Below are 22,114 nucleotides of genomic sequence, written 5' to 3'. Positions count from 1 at the left end.
CGTGCACCTGCTCGGGACTTTTTGCAGTTAGCGATGATCTCTGGGGCTCGCCCCTGGGCAATAGCGCTTGAGGAGCTGGTCGGCCCAGTCTGCGAGCTCGTCGTCGCGGCTCGCCGCGTCGCAGAAGTCTTCATGGCTCCAGTAATTCGTTGTCACCGGCAGGTCCACGCGCGCGAACCGCTCGACGACGGCCTGCGCGCTCTGGTCGTCTCCGCGCCCCAGCACGACGGCCATGGCGGAGTCGATCCTCGGACTCGTCTCGCCGGCAATGCCGCGGCGCAGGACTGAGCTGGTCAGCAACACCGACCGGAGGAACTGCGACCCGCCAGCCTTCACTAGGGCGTCGGCCTGCTGGTCCGTGATCTCGCAGTCGCGGAGCGAGTCGGCGTACCGACCGGTGTCGAGCTTCTTGGGGGAGAAGGTGTCGACGTACTTCACCTCGATCGTCAGCAGCATGTGGCTGCCGTCTGCAAGTTCGAGGAGCGCGGCGATGTCGAAGCCAGAGCGGTCCCCCGTGTGATGCTGCCTGGGAGGGAACCACTCGGCTTCGATGCCGGCGAGCGTGTGGGTCGGCGCAGTCGGATCCTGAAGTGCGCCGAACCCCACCACTTCCCGCCCGGTCAGCCGCGCGAACAGACGCGCCGCGGCCTGCTGGTGGGAGCGGAGGTGGCCAGCGATCGAGAAGGCTAGAGGTTGGCTGGACAGCAGGTTTCGCCAGAGCCTGTCGGGCTCAGCCACGCCGTCGATCGCTCGCAACTGGGCCAGTCGCTGGTGGGCGTACTCGGCGGCACTTGGAGGAATGAGATTCACGCCGGCTTGTTCGGGGGTGAGTCCCTCGTGCTCCTCAGCGAAGTAGTTGGCGAGCACCGGATATCGCGAGCGAGCGCGCTCATCACTCGGAGGCCCGGCGGGCCAGCCGATTTCGTCCCGCCACGTGCCTTGGTGCGCTCGATGACGCCGTACGACCGCGGAGTCACTCCTGACATGCGGCAGCTCTGTGCTCATTGATCCCCCTAGGTGACGACACAGTACGCCGGCGCGTCTCATGTGTCAGTCAAGGCGAAGAGCGCGCTTCGTCCTCACGGTCGGCTGGTTCGCCAGGGTGGCCTACGCGTTACCGTCGGCGTCAGGCGAACTCGTAGGTGATCTTCGCCTCGGGGGCCACGCTCAGGATGATGTTGTCGTAGAAGGCCTTGGTCTGCTCCTGGAGCAGGTCCTCGTTGTCCTCGAGGTGCTTCTGCTGTGCGTCCTCGCCGAGGATCTTGGTGATCATCTCGGTCTGGTCAATGTCCTCGGTCACCCAGCTGAGGACCCCGTCGTCCGTCACGGCGACCTCGAACTCAGGGTCGCTGTACCCGATGACCTCGAACGCGGGAATCGAGATGGTGTACGCGTCAGCTCCGGTCTCCCTGACATCAACCGCGGCGCCGTCGATGCCGAGCTTCCCCGTGAACGTGTACTGCAGGTACACCTCGTCCGACGTACCCGGGATGCACTTGCCGAACGCCGTTGAGCAGCGCTCCTCGCTGGTGATCCCCTGGATACCTAGGGCAAGCAGCGAGACTTCCTCGGTCCGCTTGATCGACTGGACCACCTGCGAGTCTGCCGCCTCAGACTTGATGCCGAATGGTGAGAGCAGTCCCGCGTTCTTGAGAACGGTGAACCCCACGATCGCGACAAGGAAAACAGCGAATGCAGTCACGACGCGGACAGCGGACTTGGAGACGCGAGACATTAAGACAAGACCTCGAGAAGTGGCGGACAAGATGTGACGGGAGACCGCCGAGGGTGGACGGTACCCGGCGCGCATCGCCTCGTCAGCGTATTGCGGAAGTTAGGCGGGTCCTGCGCCGTCGGCAGGACCTGCCCCGAGTATCGGGGCGGCCAACCCCCGACCCCTCAGGTCCGTCCTCGACAGCCGGCGGGGTCAGTCGAGCTCGCTGAGGCCCGGCGACACGTCGACCGATTGCGGCCGCAGCACCTCGAGCGGCACGACCTCGAGCGCACGCTCCCAGGTCGCCGACAGCACGACCGCTGGGGCCACCCCGGCGTCGTGCGCCCGGAGCCAGCGTGCGGCCACGACACACCGGCGGTCACTTGGCACGAGGCCGGGGAAGTGCCACTCCGGGCGAGGCGTGGAGGGGCCGTTCCCGATCGAGGCCTGGTGGGCCAGGAACTCCTCGGTCATGACGGCGCACACCGCGTGCAGCCCGACGTCCTGCGGGCCGAACGTTCAGGTGCCGTCGCGGTAGAACCGGTGACGGGGTCGATGCCGCAGGATCCGAGGTGGCCGCCCCGCTTTTCGTAGTACCTGGCGAGGGGGGTCTCGGCGCGACGTCGATGACGACCTCGCGGGCGACCGTCAGTCCCGCGCCGGAGCGCGGGGAACTTGCTGTCGACGACCTCGGCAATTGGCAGCTTGTCTGCGGTGAAGATGTCCTTCTTGTCCGCGTCGTACCAGACGTGGGCGACGCGGTACCCCGCTTTCGGTTGTCCTTGGCGTCCGCTGACTTGAGCACGCGCTCCTCGGCGACGTCGCCGTCCCTGGTGCCAACGCTGTCAGCGAGCGCAGGTCCCGGCAGCTCGTTACAGCCATGCCAACACCGTCCCCCCGCCTCGCAGGGTGGGGCCAGAAGAGGAGGTCAGCGACCGAAGTCTCTCGCCCTCGTGTGGGTGCCGGACTGCCGGGCTCGTCCTGGCGTCGTGGTGCCTTGGGCGTCTTGAATCTGGCGGAAGCTGTCGCTGCTCGCCGAAGTTGGTGACCTATGTGGGTTTGCCTGACTAGGGTGTCGAGCTGTTGAAGACCGAGGGGGAAGCGCGTGGAGACCAAAGTCAGGACGCCGCATGAGGTGTTCTTCATGCCTCAACGCCTGCTGGTCCCACTCTTTCAGCGTCCGTACGTCTGGACGCGGGAGAAGCAGTGGTCGATGCTTTGGGAAGACATCCGCCGCCACGCCGACCTCAGGCGTCAAGGGAGGAAATCCAGCCCGCACTTCCTCGGGGCTGTCGTCCTGCAGAATCAGTCGGCCTCGGTTGGGAATCTGCCCTACTGGACGATCATCGACGGTCAGCAGCGTCTCACCACGATGCAGCTCCTTCTCGATGCCGCACATCAGGCATTGACGCTGGTAGGTGCGGACACGTTGGCGCGTCAGGTCGAGGACCTGATTCGCAATCCCGAGCACTTCTGCGGTTCCTCGGAGGACCGGTTCAAGGTCTGGCCGACCAATCGTGATCGCGCCGCGTTCAACGACGTCATGGCGGCAGCGCTGCCGGTGGACTACACGATCCTCCCGCACCGGGACAGCCGCATGACTCAGGGCCATCAGTTCTTCAGCGAAGCGATGACTGACTGGCTCGCGACGGGAGCGTACGAGTCCCGAGCGGAGGCGCTCACCCACGTGTTGCTCAACGGGCTTCAGCTGGTCGTCATTCAGCTCGAAGCCGACGAAGACAGCCAGGAGATATTTGAGACCCTGAACGCGCGAGGCACCCCGCTGACCGCAGCTGATCTCATCAAGAACTTCGTCTTCCAACGACTTGATCTGCCTGCCGCGGAGAGCGAGGCTTCCTACGAGAAACACTGGAAGCTCTTCGAGACCGCATTCTGGGAGAACGAAGTCGGAGCCGGGCGTAACGCCATGGCACGCAGCTCATTGTTCTTGAACCAGTGGCTCATCGCGCAGACCGCAGAGAACATCGGCGTCCGCGAAGTGTTCTCCCGATTCAAGTACTTCGTGACCCACGACCTTGACGCGGCAGTGGGCGATCTACTGCCGGCGATACATCGCGCTGCCATTGACTACCAGTCGTGGACCGAGACAGCACGCGTGAAGGATGGCGTACTTGATCGCCTCACGCTGTTCGTCTACCGGATCGGCGCACTCGATTCCGAGGCGACAAAACCCTTGCTCATCTGGCTCAGAGACCCCGCACTGGAACCGGTGGCCGCCGACGTGGAGAACCGCTTCCTGACGCACCTGGAAAGCTGGCTCGTCCGCAGGTCCCTACTACGACTCTCCACTCAGAGCTACTCGGACCTGGTCGCGCTCCTCCTCCAGGAACTCAAGGAGAATCCCCGACAGGACGCGGCGACGGTCACGGAACGGGTGCTTCGCGAGCAGACGTCGGGCAATCTGTACTGGCCCGCCGACGAGGAAGTGCGCACGTGGTTGGCGACCGCGCCGATCTACCGACGCCTTCGACGTGGACGGCTCCGCATGGTTCTCGAAGCCATCGAGGACCACCTGCGTGGGTATGACAGTGACCGACCTTCCTACGCCGGCCAACGGGTGGCGCGTGATCACCACGCGATCGAGCACATTCTGCCGCAGCAATGGCAAACCCATTGGCCGGTCGACGATGTTGCATCGCGTTTGACACGAGACAATCACGTCCATGTCCTGGGGAATCTGACTCTTCTCACGCGCGGCCTGAACAGCAAGGTAAGCAACGGACCTTGGCTTGGAGAGACCGGAAAACGGGCGTATATCGCGCAACATGACGTGATGCTCATGAACAACGACGTCCGCGCCGTCAGTGCCGATGGGTGGGATGAGCAGAAAATCGATGAGCGAACTGAGCACATGACCCGCGCGATCCTCGAGATCTGGTCCACCCCAGCCGGTCATGCGGGCATTCACTCTGGCATTGCCACTCAACCCAGCTCATACATCGGTGTGGACGCCCTAATCTCTGAGGGGCTCCTGAAAGTGGGCCAGACGCTCATCGGTCGGGGACGGACGAGCGACGTTCAAGCGTCGGTCCTCCCGGACGGATCGCTCCAAGTAGAAGACCGGATATTCGAGAGCCCCTCCGGTGCGGCTCGATTTGTCAAGAAGCGGAAGATCAACGGCTGGACGTTCTGGGCCGTAGATGCAGCGAACGGCATCCGGCTTGACGACCTTCGCAGTCAGTACTCACTGCAATTCGGTGTCGACGTTGCCAACGACGACGACCAGGAAAGCGAAGTCGCCGAGTAGCGCGAGCTGCCCTGTAGCGGCAGCAAGACCTCGCCCAGCAAGACATGTGCGAGCGACGCGCAGCGTGCCGCTCAATTGCGCCTGAGCGCGTGCCCAAAATCGGGGCCGCCCCTAGCCCCGAGACCGCCGTACGCTCGACGAAGGCGACGCGAGGAATGGGGTGGACGGGCAGCCGGAACTCAACCTGCACGTGCTCGGCGAGCTCACGGCCACGCGAGAAGGCGCGGTCGTGGACCTCGGCGGGCGCCGCCAGCGCGCCGTGCTGGCGGGGCTGGTCATCCAGCGGGACCAGGTCGTGCCGGCCGACCGGCTGGTCGACTGCGTGTGGGGAGACCATCCGCCGGCCAACGCCCATGGGGCGCTGCAGGCGTACGTCAGCCACCTGCGCCGGCGGCTCGAGCCCGACGCGGGTGCCCGACACCGGGACGGTGTGATCGCGCGGGCCGGGCCGGGCTACGTGCTGCGCCTGGCACCGGATGCCGTCGACGCGTGGGCCTTCGAGCGAGACGTCGAGGCGGCGGCGGGCCAAGCGCCCGGGGAGGCGGTCTGCACACTGGACACGGCACTGCGGAGGTGGCGCGGTCCGGCGTACGCCGACTATGCCGGGGAGGCGTGGGCCGAGGCGGAGGTCGCGCGGCTCACCGAGCTGCGCTCCGTCGCCCGCGAACGCCTGCTGGGGACCCGGCTGGAGCTCGGCGAGGCGCAGCTCGTCATCGGCGACCTCGAGGCGCTCGTCAAGGAGGACCCCCTCCGCGAGGAGCGTTGGCGCCTGCTCAGCCTCGCGCTCTACCGCTCCCACCGCCAGGCTGCGGCACTCGAAGCCTTGCGAAGAGCACGCCACGTGCTCGCCGAGGAGCTCGGCGTCGACCCGGGCCCGGCCCTCCGATCGCTCGAGGCCGAGATCCTCGCGCAGTCGTCGGGCCTCGAGGCGCCGACGCAGCGAAGCGCCACCGTGAGCGTTCCACGTCCGCGCACGCCCGACGGGCTCGTCGACCGCGAGCGCGAGATGGCCGTGCTGGAGGAGAAGCTCGACGAGCTGGGCGAGGGCGGATCCGGGTGCGTGCTCATCGAGGGGTCGGCGGGCATCGGCAAGACGCGCCTGCTCGACGAGCTGCGACGCCGCGCGGTCGGCGCCGGTGTCTTCGTGCGGTCGGCGCGGAGCAGCCCCGCGGAGCAGGGCTTCGAGTGGGGCGTGGTCCGGCAGCTGTTCGGCGCCGGTGCCGACGAGGCCCTGCAGAAGGGCGACCGCTTCGCGGTGCTCCGCGGCCTGTGCGAGGTCACGACCGACCTCGCCCAGGACGCGCCGTTCGTGATGTGCGTCGACGACGTCCAGTGGTGCGACGAGGCGTCGCTGCAGCTCCTCGCCTACCTCGTCCGCCGCCTGGAGGGACTGCCGGTGCTGCTCGTGCTCGCGCTGCGCACCGGCGAGCCGCACGCGGCCGACGACCTGCTCTCGGAGCTCACAGGAAACGAGTCGGTGTCGGTGCTGCGCCCCGCCCCGTTGTCGGAACAGGGCACCGCGACCCTGGTGACCGACCGCCTCGGTCGGGGCGCCGATCCGTTCGTCGCGGCCTGCCACCGGATGACCGCGGGCAACCCCCTGCTCCTGCGCCAGCTGCTGCGCGCGCTCGCCGACGAGGGCGTGCCGCCGGATGTGGCGCACGTCGACACGGTCCGGGCGGTGGGCTCGCGCGCGGTCGCCTCGCTGGTGACGCTGCGCCTGCGCCGCATGCCGGCGGCGGTCACGACCGTCGCGCGGGCGGTCGCCGTGCTGGGCACGGACGCCGACCTGGTGACGGTGGCCGACCTGGCGCAGCACTCGGAGGAGGACGTCGCGGGTGCGCTCGACGTACTCACTCGCAGCGAGATCCTGCTCGACGGTCACCCGCTCGACTTCGTCAACCCGCTGGTCCGCGACGCGATCCACGCCGACATCCCGGCCGGCGAGCGCGCACTGCTGCAGGCGCGCCTGGACCGGCGGCTCAAGTCGTACTCAAGTCGCGCCGATCATGCTGGAGTGCCCCCAGGAGGGAGGCGGTGACGATGCACCAGGCGGAGGCGTTGCGCGGGCTGGCCGGCGGTGCCGTGCACCTGCCCGGCGACCCCCTCTACGACGAGGCGCGGATGCCGTGGAACCTCCAGGTCGACGAGCACCCGGCGGCCGTCGCCTACCCGGCCGACCCGCAGGAGGTCGCGCTGGTCGTCAAGGCTGCCGCGGCGGCAGGACTCCGGGTCGCGCCGCAGGGCACGGGGCACGGCGCCCCGCCGCTCGCCGGCCGGCTCGGCGACGCGGTGCTGCTGCGCACCTCGGCGATGACCGGGCTCCGCATCGACGCCGCCACTCGTACGGCGAGGGCCGAGGCCGGCGTGCTCTGGGGTGACGTGGTCGCCCGGGCCGGCAAGGTCGGGCTGGCCGGGATGCACATGTCGAGCCCGAGCGTCGGCGTGGTCGGCTCGTCGCTCGGAGGGGGAGTGAGCTGGTACGCCCGCCAGCACGGCCTGCAGTGCAGCGCCATCACAGCCGTCGAGCTGGTGCTCGCCGACGGCACGTTCGTGCGCGCGACCGAGGACCACGACCCCGACCTGCTCTGGGCGGCCCGCGGCGGCAGCGGCGGCTTCGGGGTCGTCACCTCGCTCGAGTTCGACCTGCTGCCGGTGCGCACGGCGTACGCCGGGATGCTGGCGTGGGACTGGCAGCAGGCCCGCCGCGTGCTCACCGCGTGGGGCGCGTGGACCGAGGACGCGCCAGAGTCGGTGACCAGCGTGGCGCGGATCTTCCAGGTGCCCGACATCGAGTGGCTGCCCGGGCAGCTGCGCGGGCGGCAGATGGTCATGATCGACGCGGTGGCGCTCGGCGACCCCGAGGCGGGGGCCCGGGCGATCGCTCCGCTGCGTGCGTTGAAGCCCGAGATCGACACGTTCACCGAGATGCCCGCGGCCGACATCGCGCACCTGCAGATGGACCCGCAGGAGCCGACCGCGGTCTACGCCAACAGCGTCCTGGTGCACGGCTTCCCGGCAGACGCGGCGGACGCGCTGGTCGACGTCGCCGGCCCCGGCTCCGGCAGCAACCTGCTCTTCGTCGAGCTGCGGCAGCTCGGGGGCGCGCTGGCGCGGCCGTCGCCCCGCGAGGGCGCGATGGACCACCTCGACGGATCGTTCCTGGTGCTCGGCGTCGGGCTCGACGTGGGCACCGGGTGGACGGCGGTGCGCGAGGGCGCCACGCGCATCCTCGACTCGCTCTCGCCCTGGACCTCGGCTGCTGCCTACCTCTCGATGGCCTACGAGGCCGCCGCCCGCCGCGGCTGGTCGCCGGCGGCGTACGACCGACTCCGTCGAATCCGTCGCGAAGCCGACCCAGAGGGACTGTTCGTCCCGCCCCAACGGGCCTCCGGCGACTGATTCCGCAGTCAGGCTCAAGTCGGACGCAAGTCCGGCTCAAGCGTCCGGGTGCACCTTCGTCTCGTCAACGACGACACGAAAGACCACCCGGAGGAACGCATGACCATCGCACAGACCAGCCCCGCAGCCGTACAGTTCGCGGAGCTGGACGCACTCACGATCGGCACCGTCGCGGTCCCCGGCGACAGGGCGTACGACGCCCTCGTCTCGCCGTGGAACCTCGCCATCCCGGTCCGGCCGGCCGCCGTGCTGGCCGCCTTCGACGCCCAGGACGTGGTCGAGGCCGTGCAGTTCGCGGCCCGCCACGGCATTCGCGTCACCCCGCAGGCCACCGGCCACGGCCCCATGGCCGCCCTGACCACCGAGCTCCTGGTCACCACCAAGGAGCTCGACGAGGTGGTCGTCCACCCCGAGGGCTGGGCCCGCGTCGGGGCGGGCGTGAAGTGGCTCGAGGTCGTGGAGGCCGCCGCGCCCCACGGTCTCGCGCCGCTGTCGGGATCGATCACCGACGTCGGCGTCGTCGGCTACACCACGGGCGGCGGCCTGGGCCCGATGGCCCGCACCTACGGCCTCGCCATCGACAAGGTGCGCGCCATCGAGGTCGTGACCGGCGACGGCGTGCTGCGGAGGGTCACGCCGACCGAGCACCCCGAGCTCTTCTTCGCCCTGCGGGGCGGCAAGGGGATGCTCGGCATCGTCACGGCGATCGAGTTCGACCTGGTGCGGCAGCCGCGGTTCTACGGCGGCTCGCTGTGGTTCGACGGCGCGGACGCTCCCGCGGTCATCGAGGCCTGGCGCGCCTGGTCGGAGGAGCTGCCGGAGGAGGGCACCACGTCCTTCGCGCTCTTCCAGCTGCCGGAGATGGAAGGGGTGCCGCCCATGCTGGCCGGCAAGCTGACGCTGTCGATCCGCTTCGTGTGGACCGGCTCGGCCGAGGACGGGGAGCGTTGGTTCGCCGCGATGCGGGCCGCCGCACCGGTGATCCTCGACGACGTGGCGGACAAGCCCTACACCGCGATCGACTCGGTCCACACCGACCCGCTCGACCCGACCCCGGCCTACGAGGCGGGCCACGTGCTCACCTCCTTCCCTGCCGAGGCGGCCGCCGCGTTGCTCGCCCTCACCGGTCCTGGGGTGGCATCGCCGCAGATCTTGGTGGAGGTACGCCAGCTCGGCGGGGCCTTCTCCCGGCCCGGTGAGCACCCGGCCGCCTTCGCCTCGCGGGCTGCGGCGTACTCCTTGCTCATCGTCGGCATCTCGGAGATCCCCGGCGTGGAGGACCACGCCGCCGCGATCCTCGACGCGATGGCGCCGTGGGTGGGCGGGAACCGGCTGCCGAACTTCACGTTCACCCCGGAGGAGTACGTCGACGCCTACGACGAGGTGACGCTCGCTCGGCTGCGGCGGGCGCGGCGGACGTACGACCCGGACGGCGTGATGACGATCGGCGGCGTGCTCGGCTGATCCCCCTGCGACTCGTGGCCCCCTGGTTGGTGGGGGTCACGAGTCGTGGTGTGTCTGGGTCTCGATACGCCGCTCGTTCCTCGCGGCTACTCGACCATCGATGTGCGCACGAGGTAGGCGTCGTGGTCCGAGAGGCGCTTGCCGTCCTTCTCCGCGACGATGCGGGTCGCCTCGCCGACACTGCCGTTCGGCACGGCGACGTGGTCGATGGTGAGGAGGTCGTCGATCCGGTGCGGGAGATCGGCCGTGGGGACCACCAGGCCGAGCTCGCCGAGCGCGCTCTCGATCGCCGCGCGGCCGCCCGTCGAGCCGGCGTACTCCTTCCCGGTCAGGGCGTGGTTCCAGTCCCCGCCCCACACCACGCGGTCTTCTCGGCGTGACGCTCGCCGACCCACGGTGGGCGGGAGCCGCAGCTGCGCCAAGGCAGCACCGAGCTGACGTACGTCGTCGCGCCGACCTGTGCCTGCGCGCTCGCCGGGTGCGGGTCCGGGGCCGACGCCATCGGCAGCCGGCTGGCGACCGCAGCCCAGCGGCGCCGAGGTGCCATCGCGCTTCCCGAGAGATGTACGGAGTAGCCGGGCAGGGTCGTCCGCTCGTCGACCTCGGTCAGCAGCCAGACGTCGAGGTTCCAGGTTCCGATGCGCACGGGCGCATCCTGTCGGACCGATCGGTCGATGCGCACGCACGAAGCGCGAAGAGGGCCTCAGTCCAACGCGCTGAGGTCGGGCGGCACGTCGACCGAGTGCGCCTGCAGCAGCTCGAGCGGTACGACGTCGAGCGCGCGCTCCGACGTCGCGGAGAGCACGACCGGCGCCGCAGCTCCGTCTTCGTACGCCTGCAGCCAGCGGACGGCGACGACGCACCAGCGGTCACCCGGGACGAGGCCGGGGAACTGCCACTCCGGGCGGGGCGTGGAGAGGTCGTTGCCGACCGAGGCCTGGTGGGTCAGGAACTCCTCGGTCATGACGGCGCAGACGGCGTGCAGGCCGACGTCCTGCGGGCCGACCGTGCACGTGCCGTCGCGGTAGAAGCCGGTGACGGGGTCGTTGCCGCAGGGCTCGAGGTCGCCGCCCAGGACGTTGCGCTCGCTCATGGGCCGATCATCCACGACCGCTGGAACGATCGGATCAGTCGCGTTCCCAGGGAGCCTCGTCGCCCATCTTCTCGTAGTACTTCGCGAGGTGGCTCTTCGCGCGATCAACATCCTTCGAGGGCATGTCCACACCGCCGCGCCCGCCGACCATGACGTTGCCGGCGGCCATCACTCCGCGCGGGATGGCGCGGAGCTTGCCGTCGACGACGTCGGCGATGAGCAGCTTGTAGGCGGTGAAGTTGTCCTTCTTGTCCGCGTCGTACCAGACGTGGGCGTCGCGGTACTTCTCGTTCGGTTCGTCGTCGGCGCCCGCCCACTGGCGTACGCGCTTCTCGGCGGCGTCGCCGTCCCAGTCGTGGTCGCGGTCGGCGAGGGGCAGGTCCTGGAAGCTCGTCACAGCCATGTCTCCACGGTCCCTCCGGCTCGCACGGTGGACCACCCCCGAAGAGGGGTGCGCGCGCGATGGCGACGCGACCGCGCACGACCGCATGGGGTCAGCACGATGCCGGCTAGTGCGTGTCCAGCCAGACGAGGTCACCGTCGCGGGTGAGCTCGAGCTCGTCGTGCTCGCACACGGCGCGGTCGGCGAAGTCGTGCTCGACCAGCACGGTGCCCTGCGAGTCGCGCACCTCGAACGACCCGTCCCCGTCGACCAGGCACTGCCGTTCGCGATCGGTGAACTGCGTGTCGAACCGGAAGGCCGGATCCAGCGCCGCATCGGTGAGCGGGCGGCCGGCGCCGTCAAGGACGAAGATCCTGAGCTCGTCGTGCCCGGTCTTGTTGAGGAGCAGGGCGGTCCCGTCGTCGCTCGCGGGGCACCCGCTGAGGCAGGCCGCCATCGCGAGCACGGCGGCGAGGCGGCGTGCGGTCATGGCGTGCATCCTCCTACGGCGGGGCTGCCGGCGACGGGGTTTGGGTCTCGATGCGCCCGCTCGTGCCTCGCCTACTCGACCACCGAAGAAAGGGCGGGCTACTCGACCACCGCAGCAAGTGGTACGACGAGGTCAGCCGCGTCGCGGGTGGCGGCCACGAGCTCGGCGTTGGGCTGGTCGACGTCAGCGACCCAGGCGCGGGCGGCGTCGGGCGTCTTGCCGAACTGCTCGTGCCGGCGGACGAGGCGTTCCCGGCGTACGTCGTCGGCGACGTCGACGTACCAGGCCTCGGCGAGCAGGGGGCGTACGCGCTCCCAGCTGCTGTCGGGCAGCAGGAGGTAGTTGCCCTCCGTGACGACCAGCCGCGCGGACGGTGGGATCGCGAGGGCGGCGGCGACGGGCTGCTCGAGGTCGCGCTCGAAGCCGGGGACGTACAAAGTGCGGTCGGGTTCGTCGTGCAGGCGCCGGAGCGCCGCGACGTAACCGTCGACGTCGAACGTGTCGGGTGCGCCCTTCCGTTCGCGCAGACCGAGCCGGTCGAGCTGGACGTCGGCGAGGTGGAAGCCGTCCATGGGCAGGTGGCCGACGGCGTCCGGGCCGAGCGCGTCACGCAGTCGCGGGAGAAGCAGCTCAACCAGCCTCGACTTGCCGGCGCCCGGCGGACCGGTGATGCCGAGGATCACCCGGCCTGGTTCGTCCAGGAGTGCCACGGCGCGGTCCACCAGGGCGGATGGTGCGGGAGCGCGCATGTCGTGAGGGTAGTGGTCATGCCGCCAACGGCGACGCTCCACAGGTGGTCGAAGACTCTTGCGAATAGTGCCTACAGTCGCCTAGGCTGGGAGGACGTTCCACCAGATCAGGGCCACCAGGACAAGTCACCAGTGCGCCAAACCCTGGCTCGTGGGGCGAGTTGCGAGGGTCATGTAATTGCCCCCCTGCTGGGGCCTCCAGGAGCGACGACCGTTGATCAGCTGCGCACGCGCGCGCTGGACCCGTCGTCGTGAGGAGGCCAGATCGTGACCCACCCGATGGTGGCTGCTGCGTCCGACGTCCGGTCCTCGCTGAAGGCGGTTGCCGACGCCAATCCGACCTTCATGTCGGTCGAGGAGAAGGCGACCGCACTGCAGGACCTGGTGGCTGCCGAGGGGCAGCTGGTCGAGCTCCGGCTGCGGATCCTCGCCGACGCCGGCGACCTCGCCGCAGGCACCGCGGCGAAGGACGCGGCGGGCTGGCTGGCGCACCACACGCGCACGAGGTACGCCGACGCCCGCGCGGACCTCCGGCTGGCCGAGGCGCTGGACCGGGACCGCCAGCGACTGGCGGCTGCCATGCGCGAAGGCGGTGTCACCCTGGCCCAGGCGCACGTCATCGACCGCGCCCTCAGCGCCCTGCCCACTGGGGTGGACGCCCAGACCGTCGCCGAGGCCGAGGCGCACCTGGTCGAGCGGGCGCGGGAGTTCGGCCCGAAGGAGCTCGGACGGATCGGTCGCCGCATCCTCGACGTCGTCGCTCCCGAGGTCGCGGAGGCCGCCGAGGGGGTGCGGCTGGCCGAGCTCGAGGCGCACGCCGCGGAGCGCACGCGCCTGACGATGCGCCGGCTCGGCGACGGCACGACCCGCATCTCCTCGATCGTGCCGGATGCGGCCGCGACGAGGTTCGCGAGCTATCTCGAGGCGCACGCCAACCCGCGTCGTACGCCCGTCGACAACCATGCCGACCAGCGCTGCGACGCGGGCACCCCGACCGCGCACGACCCGGTCGCCCGGCTCGCCCGCCCGCGCAGGATGGGGGAGGCGTTCGTCGCCTTCCTCGAGACCGTCGACGCGGGCCGCCTCCCGATCCACGGAGGCAACGCCACGAGCGTGATCGTGACGATCCCGCTGGACGCGCTGCGAGCCGAGCTGGCCGCGGCCGACCTCATCGGGTCGGGACTGGTCCTCGGCGACGACCTCACCGGAGACCGGATCTCTGCCTCGGAGGCCCGCCGGCTCGCGTGCAACGCCAGGATCATCCCGGCCGTCCTCGGAGGTGGAAGCCTCCCTCTCGACCTCGGCCGCGCACGCCGGCTCTACAACGCCACCCAGCGCCTGGCGATGGCGGTGCGCGACAGGACGTGTCGCGCCGAGGGCTGCGACATCCCCGCCGACTGGTGCGAGGCCCACCACCTCCATCCGTGGGAGCTCGGAGGCCGCACCGACATCGACGACGGCGTCCTGGCCTGCAGTCATCACCACCACCGGTTCCATGACACGCAGTACCTGGTCGAACGTCTCCCCAACGGGGACTTCCGCTTCCACCGACGCAGATAGGCCGCAAGGAGCCGGCACAGGGGTGATCGTCAGGGCTGGAAGACCACCTTGACCATGCCCTCCTCCTTCTTCTGGAAGTGCTCGTAGGCGGCGGGCGCCTCGGAGAGCGCGAGATGGTGGGTGGCGAAGGCGTCGACGCCGAACGGGTCGTCCTCGATCAGCATCGCGAGCAGCTCGTCGGTCCAGCGGCGCACGTTGGCCTGCCCCATCCGGACCTGGACCTGCTTGTCGAAGAGCTGGAACATCGGCATCGGGTCGGCGGATCCGCCGTAGACGCCGGAGATCGAGATGGTGCCGCCGCGGCGTACAGCGTCGATGGCGGTGTGCAGCGCGGCGAGGCGGTCGAGCCCGGCCTTCTTCATCATCGGCTCCGCGATGGCGTCGGGCAGCAGGCCGACGGCCTTCTGCACAGCGGTGGCGCCGGGGGACCCGTGGGCCTCCATGCCGACCGCGTCGATGACAGCGTCCGGGCCGCGGCCGCCGGTGGCCTCGCGGACGACGTCGCCGACGCCGCCGACCTCGTTGGCATCGTCGAGGTCGAGGGGCTCGGCGCCGAACGCCGCGACGCGGGCGAGCCGCTCGGGCACGCGATCGACGGAGAACACGCGGTGGCCGGCGCGTACGCCCATGCGGGCCGCCATGTCGCCGATGGGGCCGCCGCCGAGGACGAGCAGCGTGCCGCCGTCGGGCACGTCGGCGTACTGCAGCCCCTGCCACGCCGTGGGCAGGACGTCGGAGAGGAACAGGAACCGGTCGTCGGCGTGCTCGTGCGGCACCTTGACCGGCAGGAAGTCGGCGAAGGGGACGCGCAGGTATTCCGCCTGGCCGCCCGGGACCTGGCCGTAGAGCTTGCTGTAGCCGAAGAAGCTGGCGCCCGTGCCGTGCTCGTGGTTCTGCGTGGTCTCGCACTGGCTGTAGAGGCCTCGGTCGCACATCCAGCACGAGCCGCAGCACACGTTGAACGGCACCACGACGCGGTCGCCCACCTTCAGCTTGCTGACGCCGGGGCCGACCTCCTCGACGATGCCCATCGGCTCGTGGCCCACGACGTCGCCGGCCTCCATGAAGGGCGCGAGGGTCTCGTAGAGGTGCAGGTCGGAGCCGCACAGGCCGGTGGAGGTGATCTTGATGATCGCGTCCGTCGGCTCCTCGATGCGCGGGTCGGGGACCTCGGTGACCTGCATGTCGTGGACGCCCTGCCAGGTGACTGCCTTCATCGTGATGAACCGCCTTCGCTCGAGAGTGATGAAGGTCGTTCCGTACCCGACCGGGCTGGGGTCATGCGAGAGACGGCGCGAGCGGCGGCCAGCCCGACCGCGGCGAGCAGGAAGCCCGCCGGCAGGTCGAGCACCCAGTGGTTGCCGGTGGCCAGGACGACCCAGCACATGGCGAGCGGGTGGAGCGCGCACCAGACCCGCACCCAGGGTGAGCGGGAGAGCCCCCAGACGACCGCGCACACGATGACGAGGTAGCCGACGTGGAAGCTCGGCATCGCGGCGATCTCGTTGGCGATGCCCACGGGCCGGGCGGCGTCCTCGACGAGGCTGGACGCGACGGTGTCGGAGTAGCCCAGGGCGGTGAGGCGTGGCGGCGCGAGCGGGTAGAGGACGTAGACCGGCAGGCCGACGATGCCGGCCGCGAGCAGGGCGTTGCGGAGGCGGGCGTAGTCGCGGGGTGCCCAGACGAACAGCACGACCAGCGCGAGCGCGACGACGGGCAGGTAGCCCCAGACGTAGAACCAGGCCGCGACGCTGCCCAGCCACGGCACGGCCTCGACGGCGTCCTGGGCCGCGTGCTCCCAGTCGAGGTGCAGCCGCTCCTGCAGCGCGAGCAGGGAGTGGGCGTGGGCCACCGCGACGTCGACGTCGTCGAGGGTGAGCCACCGGACGAGGACGTTGACCAGCAGCGCGACGCCGACGACCCCGAGCTCGATGAGTACGCCGACCGCGCCGGGGGCGCGGCGCACGAGCAGCGACGTCATCGCCGGGGCGGCCAGACCGGGACGACCTGCTCGACCGTGAGCGCGGGATCGGCCAGCAGGTCGGGCTCCGCGACCAGGCGTCGGATCACCTCGGCCGTCTTCGCGAAGTAGAAGCCGTCGGCCGCGCGCTCGTCGAGGGTGTAGACGACGTCGAGGCACCGCCTCGCCACCACCGCGCCGGAGTCGTCGACAACGGGCTGCGGCGCGACCTTGCCGATCGAGACGAAGGCGCTCGCGGTGCCCATCTCGTAGAGGTGGTGGAACGGCGGGTCGATGCCGATCGAACCGGCGTGCACGACGTAGACGCTGGTGTAGAGCGGGATCGCCTCGACGAGGGCTCGCGGCACGAGGTTGTGGTAGTCGAGCCAGCGGATCCCACCGGCGACGCCGGCCAGCACCGGTCGCGGCCAGGACGAGAAGAAGTCGACCAGGCGGTCGTCGCCGCCGCGCTCCACCGCCGCACGCTCGCGATGCACGACGTCGTCGACGAGGCGGCGTACGTCCTCGACGGACTCCGTGCCGGTCAGCACGATGCGGGCCTCGGACTCCTCGGCCTCGTCGCTCATGCCCTGCTTGACCACGAAGGAGATCGAGATGTCCTCGCGCTGGTAGGTGCGGCGGCCGGCGACGAACCGGTTGGTCTCCGGGCGCAGCCGCATGGTGCGGGCGATCGAGGTGAGGAAGACGTGGAAGAGGGTGACGCGTTCGCCGCGCGACCGGTCCGCGTTGGTGGCGTCGAGCCAGGCGAGGAGTCCGTCGACCTCGATGCGCTGCTGGAAGTAGACGATCGACTCGGTGCGGGTGCGCATGACGTGGGGCACCACGCGGCGCAGCGGCGGGAGGTCGCGCACGTAGGTCCCGTCCGGGCGCCGCTTCAGCACCATGCTGCGAGCGTAGGACTCCGGCGTCGGCCGCGCGGCGTTTCGGAGGGACGGTCAGGCGGACTCGCCGATGTCCTCGTTCCAGAGCTCGGGGTTGGCGGCGATGAACTGCCGCATCAGCTCCTTGCACTCCTCGTCGTCGACGACGACCACCTCGACCCCGCGGGAGCGGAGGTAGTCCTCGCCGCCGTAGAACGTGGAGTTCTCACCGATGACGACGCGGGGGATGCCGTAGAGCAGGATCGCGCCGGTGCACATGTCGCACGGCGACAGGGTCGTCGCCATGGTGGAGCCGGCGTAGACGCTCGCCGGCAGCCGGCCGACGTTCTCCAGGCAGTCGGTCTCGCCGTGGCGGATGGCGCTGCCCATCTGCACGCGCCGGTTGTGCCCGACACCGAGCACGCGGTCGCCCTCGGCGAGGGCCGCCCCGATCGGGATCCCGCCCTCGGCCGCGCCGGCCCGGGCCTCCGCGATCGCCAGGGCGAGCAGTTCTTCGTCGGTCATGGACAGCTCCTCGTGTCAGGCACGCCGGTAGGCCTTGAGGTAGGACCCCGGGTAGTGCACCTTGCGGCCCCAGACGGCCAGGGCGGTGATCACCGCCACGTAGGGGAGCGCGAGCATCACCTCGCGCGGGACGTCGCTGAACGCCGTGGTGATCGCGAGCTGGAGCTGCAGGGCGTCGGTGACGGCGAAGATGAGTGCGCCGAGCACGACGGGCCACACCCGCCACTTCGCGAAGATGACGAGCGCGATGCACACCCAGCCGCGCCCGTTGATGATGTTGAGCGTGAAGCTCCCGAGGACGGCCAGGGTGAGGAACGCGCCCCCGATCGCCATGAAGGCGCCGCCGACCGCGAGCGCGCCGTAGCGGGTGGCGTTCACCGAGATCCCCGCCACCTCGGCGGCCTCGAAGTTCTCCCCGACCGCGTGCAGCCGGTAGCCCAGGCCCGTCGAGCGCAGCACCCACCAGGTCCCCGGCGCGAGCACGAGGAAGGCGACGTACGTCAACCAGTGCTGCTCGAGCACCGGCACGTCGGGCAGCCAGACGTCGAACTTGTCGTCCAGCTGGGGGCGCCCACCGGCGTACAGCATGCGGAAGGTGAACTCGCAGGAGGCGATGAGGAGCAGCGTCAGACCCAGCCCCGAGACGTGCTGGTTGAGGCCCAGCGTCACCGTGAGGAGGCCCATCACCACCCCGGCGACGACTCCGGTGGCGATGGCCGCGAGCAGGCCCCACCACGGCGACCCGGTGCGCAGCGCGACGAGGAAGCCGGCGAAGGCGCCGGCATACATCGTGCCCTCGATCCCGAGGTTGAGGACGCCGGTCTTCTCCACGACCTGCTCGCCGATCCCGGCCCACACGAGGGGAGTGGCGATGGTCAGCATGGCGCCGAGCACGGCCAGGAGGTTGATGCTCATGCGGTGCTCCTGGGTTGGCGCCACTGGATGCGGTACCGGCGCCAGCTGAGCGCGGACAGCACGGCCAGCATGAGCAGCGCGCCGAAGATGCGCCCCAGCTGGGTCGGCACCTGGAGCACGAGCGAGACGCTCTCGGCGCCCACGGTGATGTCGCCGAGCAGCAGCGCGACGAGTACGACGCCGAGCGCTGTGAGGCCGCCGAGGGTCGCCACGACGATGCCGGTGTAGCCGTAGCTGTTGGAGATCCCCTGGGTCAGCTGGTGCTGGACGCCCATCACCTGCGAGGCACCGCCGACCCCGGCGATGCCGCCGGACACCAGTGCGGACCGGAAGCGCAGCCGGTCGACCGGTACGCCGCTGAAGGCGGCCGCGTCGGGCGCCGCACCCGCGGCCCGCAGCCTGAGCCCCACCGGCGTACGGCTGGACACGAACCACGTCACGGCGATGAGCGCCAGTGCGAGCGCGAACCCCCAGTGCACGCGGGTGCCGGGCACGATCTCGGGCAGGTCGTAGCCGCTCCCGAACCGGTCGGAGTCGGTGAACCCGCTCTCGCTGTTGCGCCACGGCCCGTTGAGCAGGCCCTGGACCACGAGCAGGGCCACGGGGTTGAGCAGGAGCGTGGTGACGACCTCGTCGATGCGGCCGTGCCGCTTCATCAGGGCCGGCAGGAGGCTCCAGGCGGCTCCGCCGAGGCACCCGGCCAGCAGCCCCAGGGGAAGGGCCAGCACGGCGGGGAGGTCGGGGAGGCTCAGCGCCAGCCAGGTCGTCGTCACGGCGCCCATGAGGAACTGGCCCTCGGCGCCGATGTTCCAGTAGCCGGCGCGGAAGGCGATGGCCACCGCGATGCCGGTGAAGAGCAGCGGCGTCGCGGACAGCAGCACCTCGTAGATCCCCTGCGTCGAGCTGAGGGGCTGGAGGAGGTAGCGCTCGAACGCCGCGGGCGGGTTCGCGCCGGCGATGCGGATCGGCACGGCCGTGAGTGCGATCGTCGCCAGCACGGCCAGCAGGATCGCCACCGGGGCGACCCAGCGCGGCTCGCTGCCGCGCAGCACGACGCGCATCATGCGTGCACCTCGTCGCCGGCCATCATCCTGCCGAGCCGGTCGTCGGTGGCCTCCGTGGCCGCCACCTCGTCGATGATCCGGCCGCGGAAGAGGACGAGGATGCGGTCGCACAGGGTGCGCAGCTCGTCGAGGTCCTCCGAGATCACCAGCACGCCACCACCGCGCGCCTTGAGGGTCTCCAGCTGGTCGTGCACGTAGCGGTAGGCGCCGACGTCGAGCCCGCGCGTGGGTTGGGCCGCGACGAGCGCCCGCGGCTCGCGCCAGAGGGTGCGCGCCAGCAGGACCTTCTGCATGTTGCCCCCCGAGAGCGTCGCGATCGCGTCGCTCGGCCGTGCCCGGATGTCGAACCGCTCGATCAGCTCCTCGGCGTGCCGGCGGATGGCGGCGTTGTCGAGGACCCCGCGACGGGTGAACGCGGGCAGGTCCTCCAGCACGAGGTTCTGCTCGACGCTGAGCTGGGGGATCACGCTGCCACGGCGGTCCTCGGTGAGCCGCCCGAGCCCCGCAGCCAGTCGCTCGGCGACCGAGCGGTGCGTCACGTCGCGGCCCGCCACCTCCACGCGGCCGGCGCCGGCCGCGAGGGTTCCGGCGAGCACGCCGGTCAGCTCGGTCTGCCCGTTGCCGCTGATCCCGGCGACGCCGACGATCTCGCCCGGCGCCACCTCCAGGTCGACCCGGTCGAGGACCGGGTAGCCGCGCACCTCGTAGGTCACGCCGTCCACGCGCAGCGCGGGGGTGGAAGAGGCCTCGACGGACGTCGTCGTGGCCTCCGGGGCCGGCGCGGCCGGCGTGAGCCCCACCGCTGCGGCGAGGTCCGAGTCCGCCGCCACCGCGGCGTCGGGCACCGTCGACCCCATCATCAGGGCGGCCAGCTCCCTGCTGCTGACCTCGGAGGTGACCCGCTCGCCCACGAGCGTGCCCCGGCGCAGCACGACGACGCGGTCGGAGATCTCGGCGACCTCGCGGAGCTTGTGGGAGACGAAGAGGACGCCGAGGCCCGCTGCCTTGAGCCGCTCGACCGTCCGGAAGAGGGCCCGCACGTCCTGCGGGGTCAGCACCGCCGTGGGCTCGTCGAGGATGAGCACCTTGCAGTCGTGGAAGAGCGCCTTGACGATCTCGACGCGCTGGCGCTCGCCGATCGAGAGGGTCGACACCAGGCGCTCCGGCTCGAGGTGCACCCCGATGCGCTCCATCGCCTCCTCCACGCGGGCCCGGTGCCGGCGGACGTCGACGCGGCCGAGACCGACCCCGGACAGGGCGACGTTCTCGCGCACCGTCATGGTCTCGACGAGCGAGAACTCCTGGGTGACCATCCCGATCCCCGCAGCCATGGCGTCACGCGGGGACCGGAGCGTCAGCGCCCGACCCTCCACCCGGACCACGCCCGCGTCGGGACGTACCAGCCCGTAGACGGTCTTCATCAGCGTCGACTTGCCGGCGCCGTTCTCCCCGAGCATCGCCACGACCTCGCCCGGCGCCACCGTGAGGCTGATGGCGTCGTTGGCCACCAGGTCGCCGAAGCGCTTGGTGACGCCGTCGAGCTCGAGGAGTGGCGCAGCGCTGCTCACTTCTTGGAGACGTCGATGGAGCCGGCCGGCGCCGACTCGTCCACCGGGGTGGTGAAGGAGCCGTCCATGATCTCGGCCTGCTTGTCCTCGACCTTCTTCTTCAGGTCGTCCGGCACGCCGCCGACGACGTCGGTGTTGATCGGCGCGAGCTCGCTCCCGCCGTCCTTCATGAATGAGTACTCGCCCAGGTCGACGGCCTCGGGGCCGCTCGTGGCCTGCTCCACCACCGCGTCCACGGTGGGTCGCATGTGCCAGATCAGGGAGGTGACGACGTTCTTCGGGGCCTCCTCCTGCTGGTCGACCATCATGCCGATCACCGGGATGTCGGCCTCCTGCGCAGCGGCGATGACGCCGTCGCGCTCGGCGAACAGCACGTCCGCGCCGGCCGCGACCTGTGCGTTGGCGGCCTGCTTGGCAGCGGCCGGGTCGAAGAAGGTGTTGATGAAGGAGACCTTGACCGTGGCCTTCGGGTTGGTCTCCTTCACGCCCTGGACGAAGGCGTTGACGATGCGGTTGACCTCGGGGATGGGCATCGCGCCGACGACCCCGATGGTGTTGCTCTTCGTCAGGCCTCCGGCGAGCATCCCGGCCAGGTACGCCGGGTCCTGCAGCCAGTTGTCGAAGACGCTCATGTTGGGCTCGACCGGCTTCTCGCCGGATCCGAAGGCGAACGGGATGTCGGGGAACTCGGCCGCGACCTTGCGCACGGCCTCCTCCGCGGCGAACGCGTCGCCCATGATCGCGTCGGGCTCCTCGCTGGAAGCGATGTTGCGCAGGGTGCGCTCCATGGCGTCGGCGGTGTTGACGTTGTCGACGTGCTTGTACTCGATCGTCCCGTCGTCGGCCGCGCTCTGCAGCGCGGTGTGGATGGCGCCGTCCCATGGCTCCTCGAGGGGCGTGGCGAAGACGCCGTAGACGAGCGGCAGGTCCTCGCCGCCGCCGTCCCCTCCACCGCTGCCGCCCGACGTCTCCTCGCCCGTCGTGCCGCCGCACGCGGCGAGGAGGGTCAAGGTGACCGCCGCGACCCCGGCCAGCAGCCGGTGCGTGCGGGTGCGAGCTGACGGGGTGCGCATGGGTGC

General features: G+C 70.4%; 22 protein-coding genes. 5 read left to right on the top strand and 17 right to left on the bottom strand.

Going from position 1 to position 22,114, the window contains the following annotated elements; translation table 11 throughout:
• Positions 1 to 27: 27 nt before the first annotated feature.
• From ACS3YM_RS14255 to ACS3YM_RS14245, 3 genes are all read right to left on the bottom strand, one after another.
• Positions 28 to 1,005 (bottom strand): PGN_0703 family putative restriction endonuclease, encoded by a 978-nt coding sequence (locus tag ACS3YM_RS14255; RefSeq protein ID WP_439937091.1) that lies wholly within the window; start codon positions 1,003 to 1,005, stop codon positions 28 to 30.
• Positions 1,006 to 1,126: 121 nt separating this feature from the next.
• Positions 1,127 to 1,702, bottom strand: coding sequence for a hypothetical protein (locus ACS3YM_RS14250; protein ID WP_439937090.1), 576 nt, complete (start codon positions 1,700 to 1,702; stop codon positions 1,127 to 1,129).
• Between the two features lie 225 nt (positions 1,703 to 1,927).
• Positions 1,928 to 2,188, bottom strand: coding sequence for a DUF2237 family protein (locus tag ACS3YM_RS14245; RefSeq protein ID WP_439937089.1), 261 nt, complete (start codon positions 2,186 to 2,188; stop codon positions 1,928 to 1,930).
• Between the two features lie 631 nt (positions 2,189 to 2,819).
• On the opposite strand from ACS3YM_RS14245, the gene ACS3YM_RS14240 reads away from it, so the two are divergent.
• The 4 genes from ACS3YM_RS14240 to ACS3YM_RS14225 all read left to right on the top strand — a co-directional run bounded on the left by ACS3YM_RS14240 (position 2,820) and on the right by ACS3YM_RS14225 (position 9,848).
• On the top strand, positions 2,820 to 4,982 hold the full coding sequence (locus ACS3YM_RS14240; RefSeq protein ID WP_439937088.1) for a GmrSD restriction endonuclease domain-containing protein: 2,163 nt from the start codon (positions 2,820 to 2,822) through the stop codon (positions 4,980 to 4,982).
• Positions 4,983 to 5,142: 160 nt separating this feature from the next.
• Entirely contained in the window at positions 5,143 to 7,023 is a 1,881-nt protein-coding gene (locus ACS3YM_RS14235; RefSeq protein WP_439937087.1) for a BTAD domain-containing putative transcriptional regulator, read from the top strand.
• A 2-nt stretch (positions 7,024 to 7,025) separates the two neighbouring features.
• Positions 7,026 to 8,384, top strand: a complete 1,359-nt coding sequence (locus tag ACS3YM_RS14230) for an FAD-binding oxidoreductase (protein ID WP_439939895.1) — start codon at positions 7,026 to 7,028, stop codon at positions 8,382 to 8,384.
• Positions 8,385 to 8,483: 99 nt separating this feature from the next.
• Positions 8,484 to 9,848, top strand: coding sequence for an FAD-binding oxidoreductase (locus tag ACS3YM_RS14225; RefSeq protein ID WP_439937086.1), 1,365 nt, complete (start codon positions 8,484 to 8,486; stop codon positions 9,846 to 9,848).
• Between the two features lie 86 nt (positions 9,849 to 9,934).
• Here the strand turns inward: ACS3YM_RS14225 and ACS3YM_RS14220 are convergent, their stop codons facing one another.
• The 6 genes from ACS3YM_RS14220 to ACS3YM_RS14195 form a co-directional block, all read right to left on the bottom strand.
• A complete protein-coding gene (locus ACS3YM_RS14220; RefSeq protein ID WP_439937085.1) occupies positions 9,935 to 10,210 on the bottom strand; it encodes a hypothetical protein in 276 nt (91 codons plus the stop codon).
• Positions 10,177 to 10,494: a hypothetical protein gene (locus ACS3YM_RS14215; protein WP_439937084.1), complete on the bottom strand. Its 318-nt coding sequence runs from the start codon at positions 10,492 to 10,494 to the stop codon at positions 10,177 to 10,179. Before ACS3YM_RS14215 ends, ACS3YM_RS14220 begins: the two co-directional genes overlap by 34 nt.
• 57 nt (positions 10,495 to 10,551) lie before the next feature.
• Positions 10,552 to 10,941 (bottom strand): DUF2237 family protein, encoded by a 390-nt coding sequence (locus ACS3YM_RS14210; RefSeq protein WP_439937083.1) that lies wholly within the window; start codon positions 10,939 to 10,941, stop codon positions 10,552 to 10,554.
• 34 nt (positions 10,942 to 10,975) lie between these two features.
• Positions 10,976 to 11,344, bottom strand: a complete 369-nt coding sequence (locus ACS3YM_RS14205) for a hypothetical protein (RefSeq protein WP_439937082.1) — start codon at positions 11,342 to 11,344, stop codon at positions 10,976 to 10,978.
• Between the two features lie 106 nt (positions 11,345 to 11,450).
• Entirely contained in the window at positions 11,451 to 11,813 is a 363-nt protein-coding gene (locus ACS3YM_RS14200) for a hypothetical protein (protein WP_439937081.1), read from the bottom strand.
• A gap of 98 nt (positions 11,814 to 11,911) precedes the next feature.
• Complete coding sequence (locus ACS3YM_RS14195) at positions 11,912 to 12,562, bottom strand: nucleoside/nucleotide kinase family protein (RefSeq protein WP_439937080.1); 651 nt, start codon at positions 12,560 to 12,562, stop codon at positions 11,912 to 11,914.
• Between the two features lie 267 nt (positions 12,563 to 12,829).
• On the opposite strand from ACS3YM_RS14195, the gene ACS3YM_RS14190 reads away from it, so the two are divergent.
• Entirely contained in the window at positions 12,830 to 14,122 is a 1,293-nt protein-coding gene (locus tag ACS3YM_RS14190) for a DUF222 domain-containing protein (RefSeq protein ID WP_439937079.1), read from the top strand.
• A 29-nt stretch (positions 14,123 to 14,151) separates the two neighbouring features.
• Here the strand turns inward: ACS3YM_RS14190 and ACS3YM_RS14185 are convergent, their stop codons facing one another.
• Genes ACS3YM_RS14185 through ACS3YM_RS14150 form a run of 8 tightly spaced genes read right to left on the bottom strand, consistent with a single transcriptional unit; the run spans position 14,152 to position 22,108 of the window.
• On the bottom strand, positions 14,152 to 15,339 hold the full coding sequence (locus ACS3YM_RS14185) for an alcohol dehydrogenase catalytic domain-containing protein (protein ID WP_439937078.1): 1,188 nt from the start codon (positions 15,337 to 15,339) through the stop codon (positions 14,152 to 14,154).
• Positions 15,336 to 16,103: a phosphatase PAP2 family protein gene (locus ACS3YM_RS14180; protein WP_439937077.1), complete on the bottom strand. Its 768-nt coding sequence runs from the start codon at positions 16,101 to 16,103 to the stop codon at positions 15,336 to 15,338. The genes ACS3YM_RS14185 and ACS3YM_RS14180 overlap by 4 nt, the downstream gene beginning before the upstream one ends.
• Positions 16,100 to 16,987, bottom strand: a complete 888-nt coding sequence (locus ACS3YM_RS14175; protein ID WP_439937076.1) for a hypothetical protein — start codon at positions 16,985 to 16,987, stop codon at positions 16,100 to 16,102. Before ACS3YM_RS14175 ends, ACS3YM_RS14180 begins: the two co-directional genes overlap by 4 nt.
• Positions 16,988 to 17,038: 51 nt before the next feature.
• A complete protein-coding gene (locus ACS3YM_RS14170) occupies positions 17,039 to 17,488 on the bottom strand; it encodes a nucleoside deaminase (RefSeq protein ID WP_439937075.1) in 450 nt (149 codons plus the stop codon).
• A 15-nt stretch (positions 17,489 to 17,503) separates the two neighbouring features.
• Positions 17,504 to 18,403, bottom strand: coding sequence for an ABC transporter permease (locus ACS3YM_RS14165; protein ID WP_439937074.1), 900 nt, complete (start codon positions 18,401 to 18,403; stop codon positions 17,504 to 17,506).
• Positions 18,400 to 19,467, bottom strand: coding sequence for an ABC transporter permease (locus ACS3YM_RS14160; RefSeq protein ID WP_439937073.1), 1,068 nt, complete (start codon positions 19,465 to 19,467; stop codon positions 18,400 to 18,402). The genes ACS3YM_RS14165 and ACS3YM_RS14160 overlap by 4 nt, the downstream gene beginning before the upstream one ends.
• A complete protein-coding gene (locus ACS3YM_RS14155; protein ID WP_439937071.1) occupies positions 19,464 to 21,035 on the bottom strand; it encodes an ABC transporter ATP-binding protein in 1,572 nt (523 codons plus the stop codon). The genes ACS3YM_RS14160 and ACS3YM_RS14155 overlap by 4 nt, the downstream gene beginning before the upstream one ends.
• Positions 21,032 to 22,108 carry a BMP family protein gene (locus tag ACS3YM_RS14150; RefSeq protein WP_439937070.1) on the bottom strand — a complete coding sequence of 359 codons (1,077 nt, stop codon included), beginning with the start codon at positions 22,106 to 22,108 and terminating at the stop codon, positions 21,032 to 21,034. Before ACS3YM_RS14150 ends, ACS3YM_RS14155 begins: the two co-directional genes overlap by 4 nt.
• Positions 22,109 to 22,114 lie beyond the last annotated feature (6 nt).

Origin of the sequence: Nocardioides sp. N13(2025), from assembly GCF_051912545.1 — a bacterium.
Taxonomy (GTDB): Bacteria; Actinomycetota; Actinomycetes; order Propionibacteriales; family Nocardioidaceae; genus Nocardioides.
The sequence above is the reverse complement of the archived record's forward strand: the minus strand, read 5'-3'. Positions and strand labels throughout refer to the sequence as shown.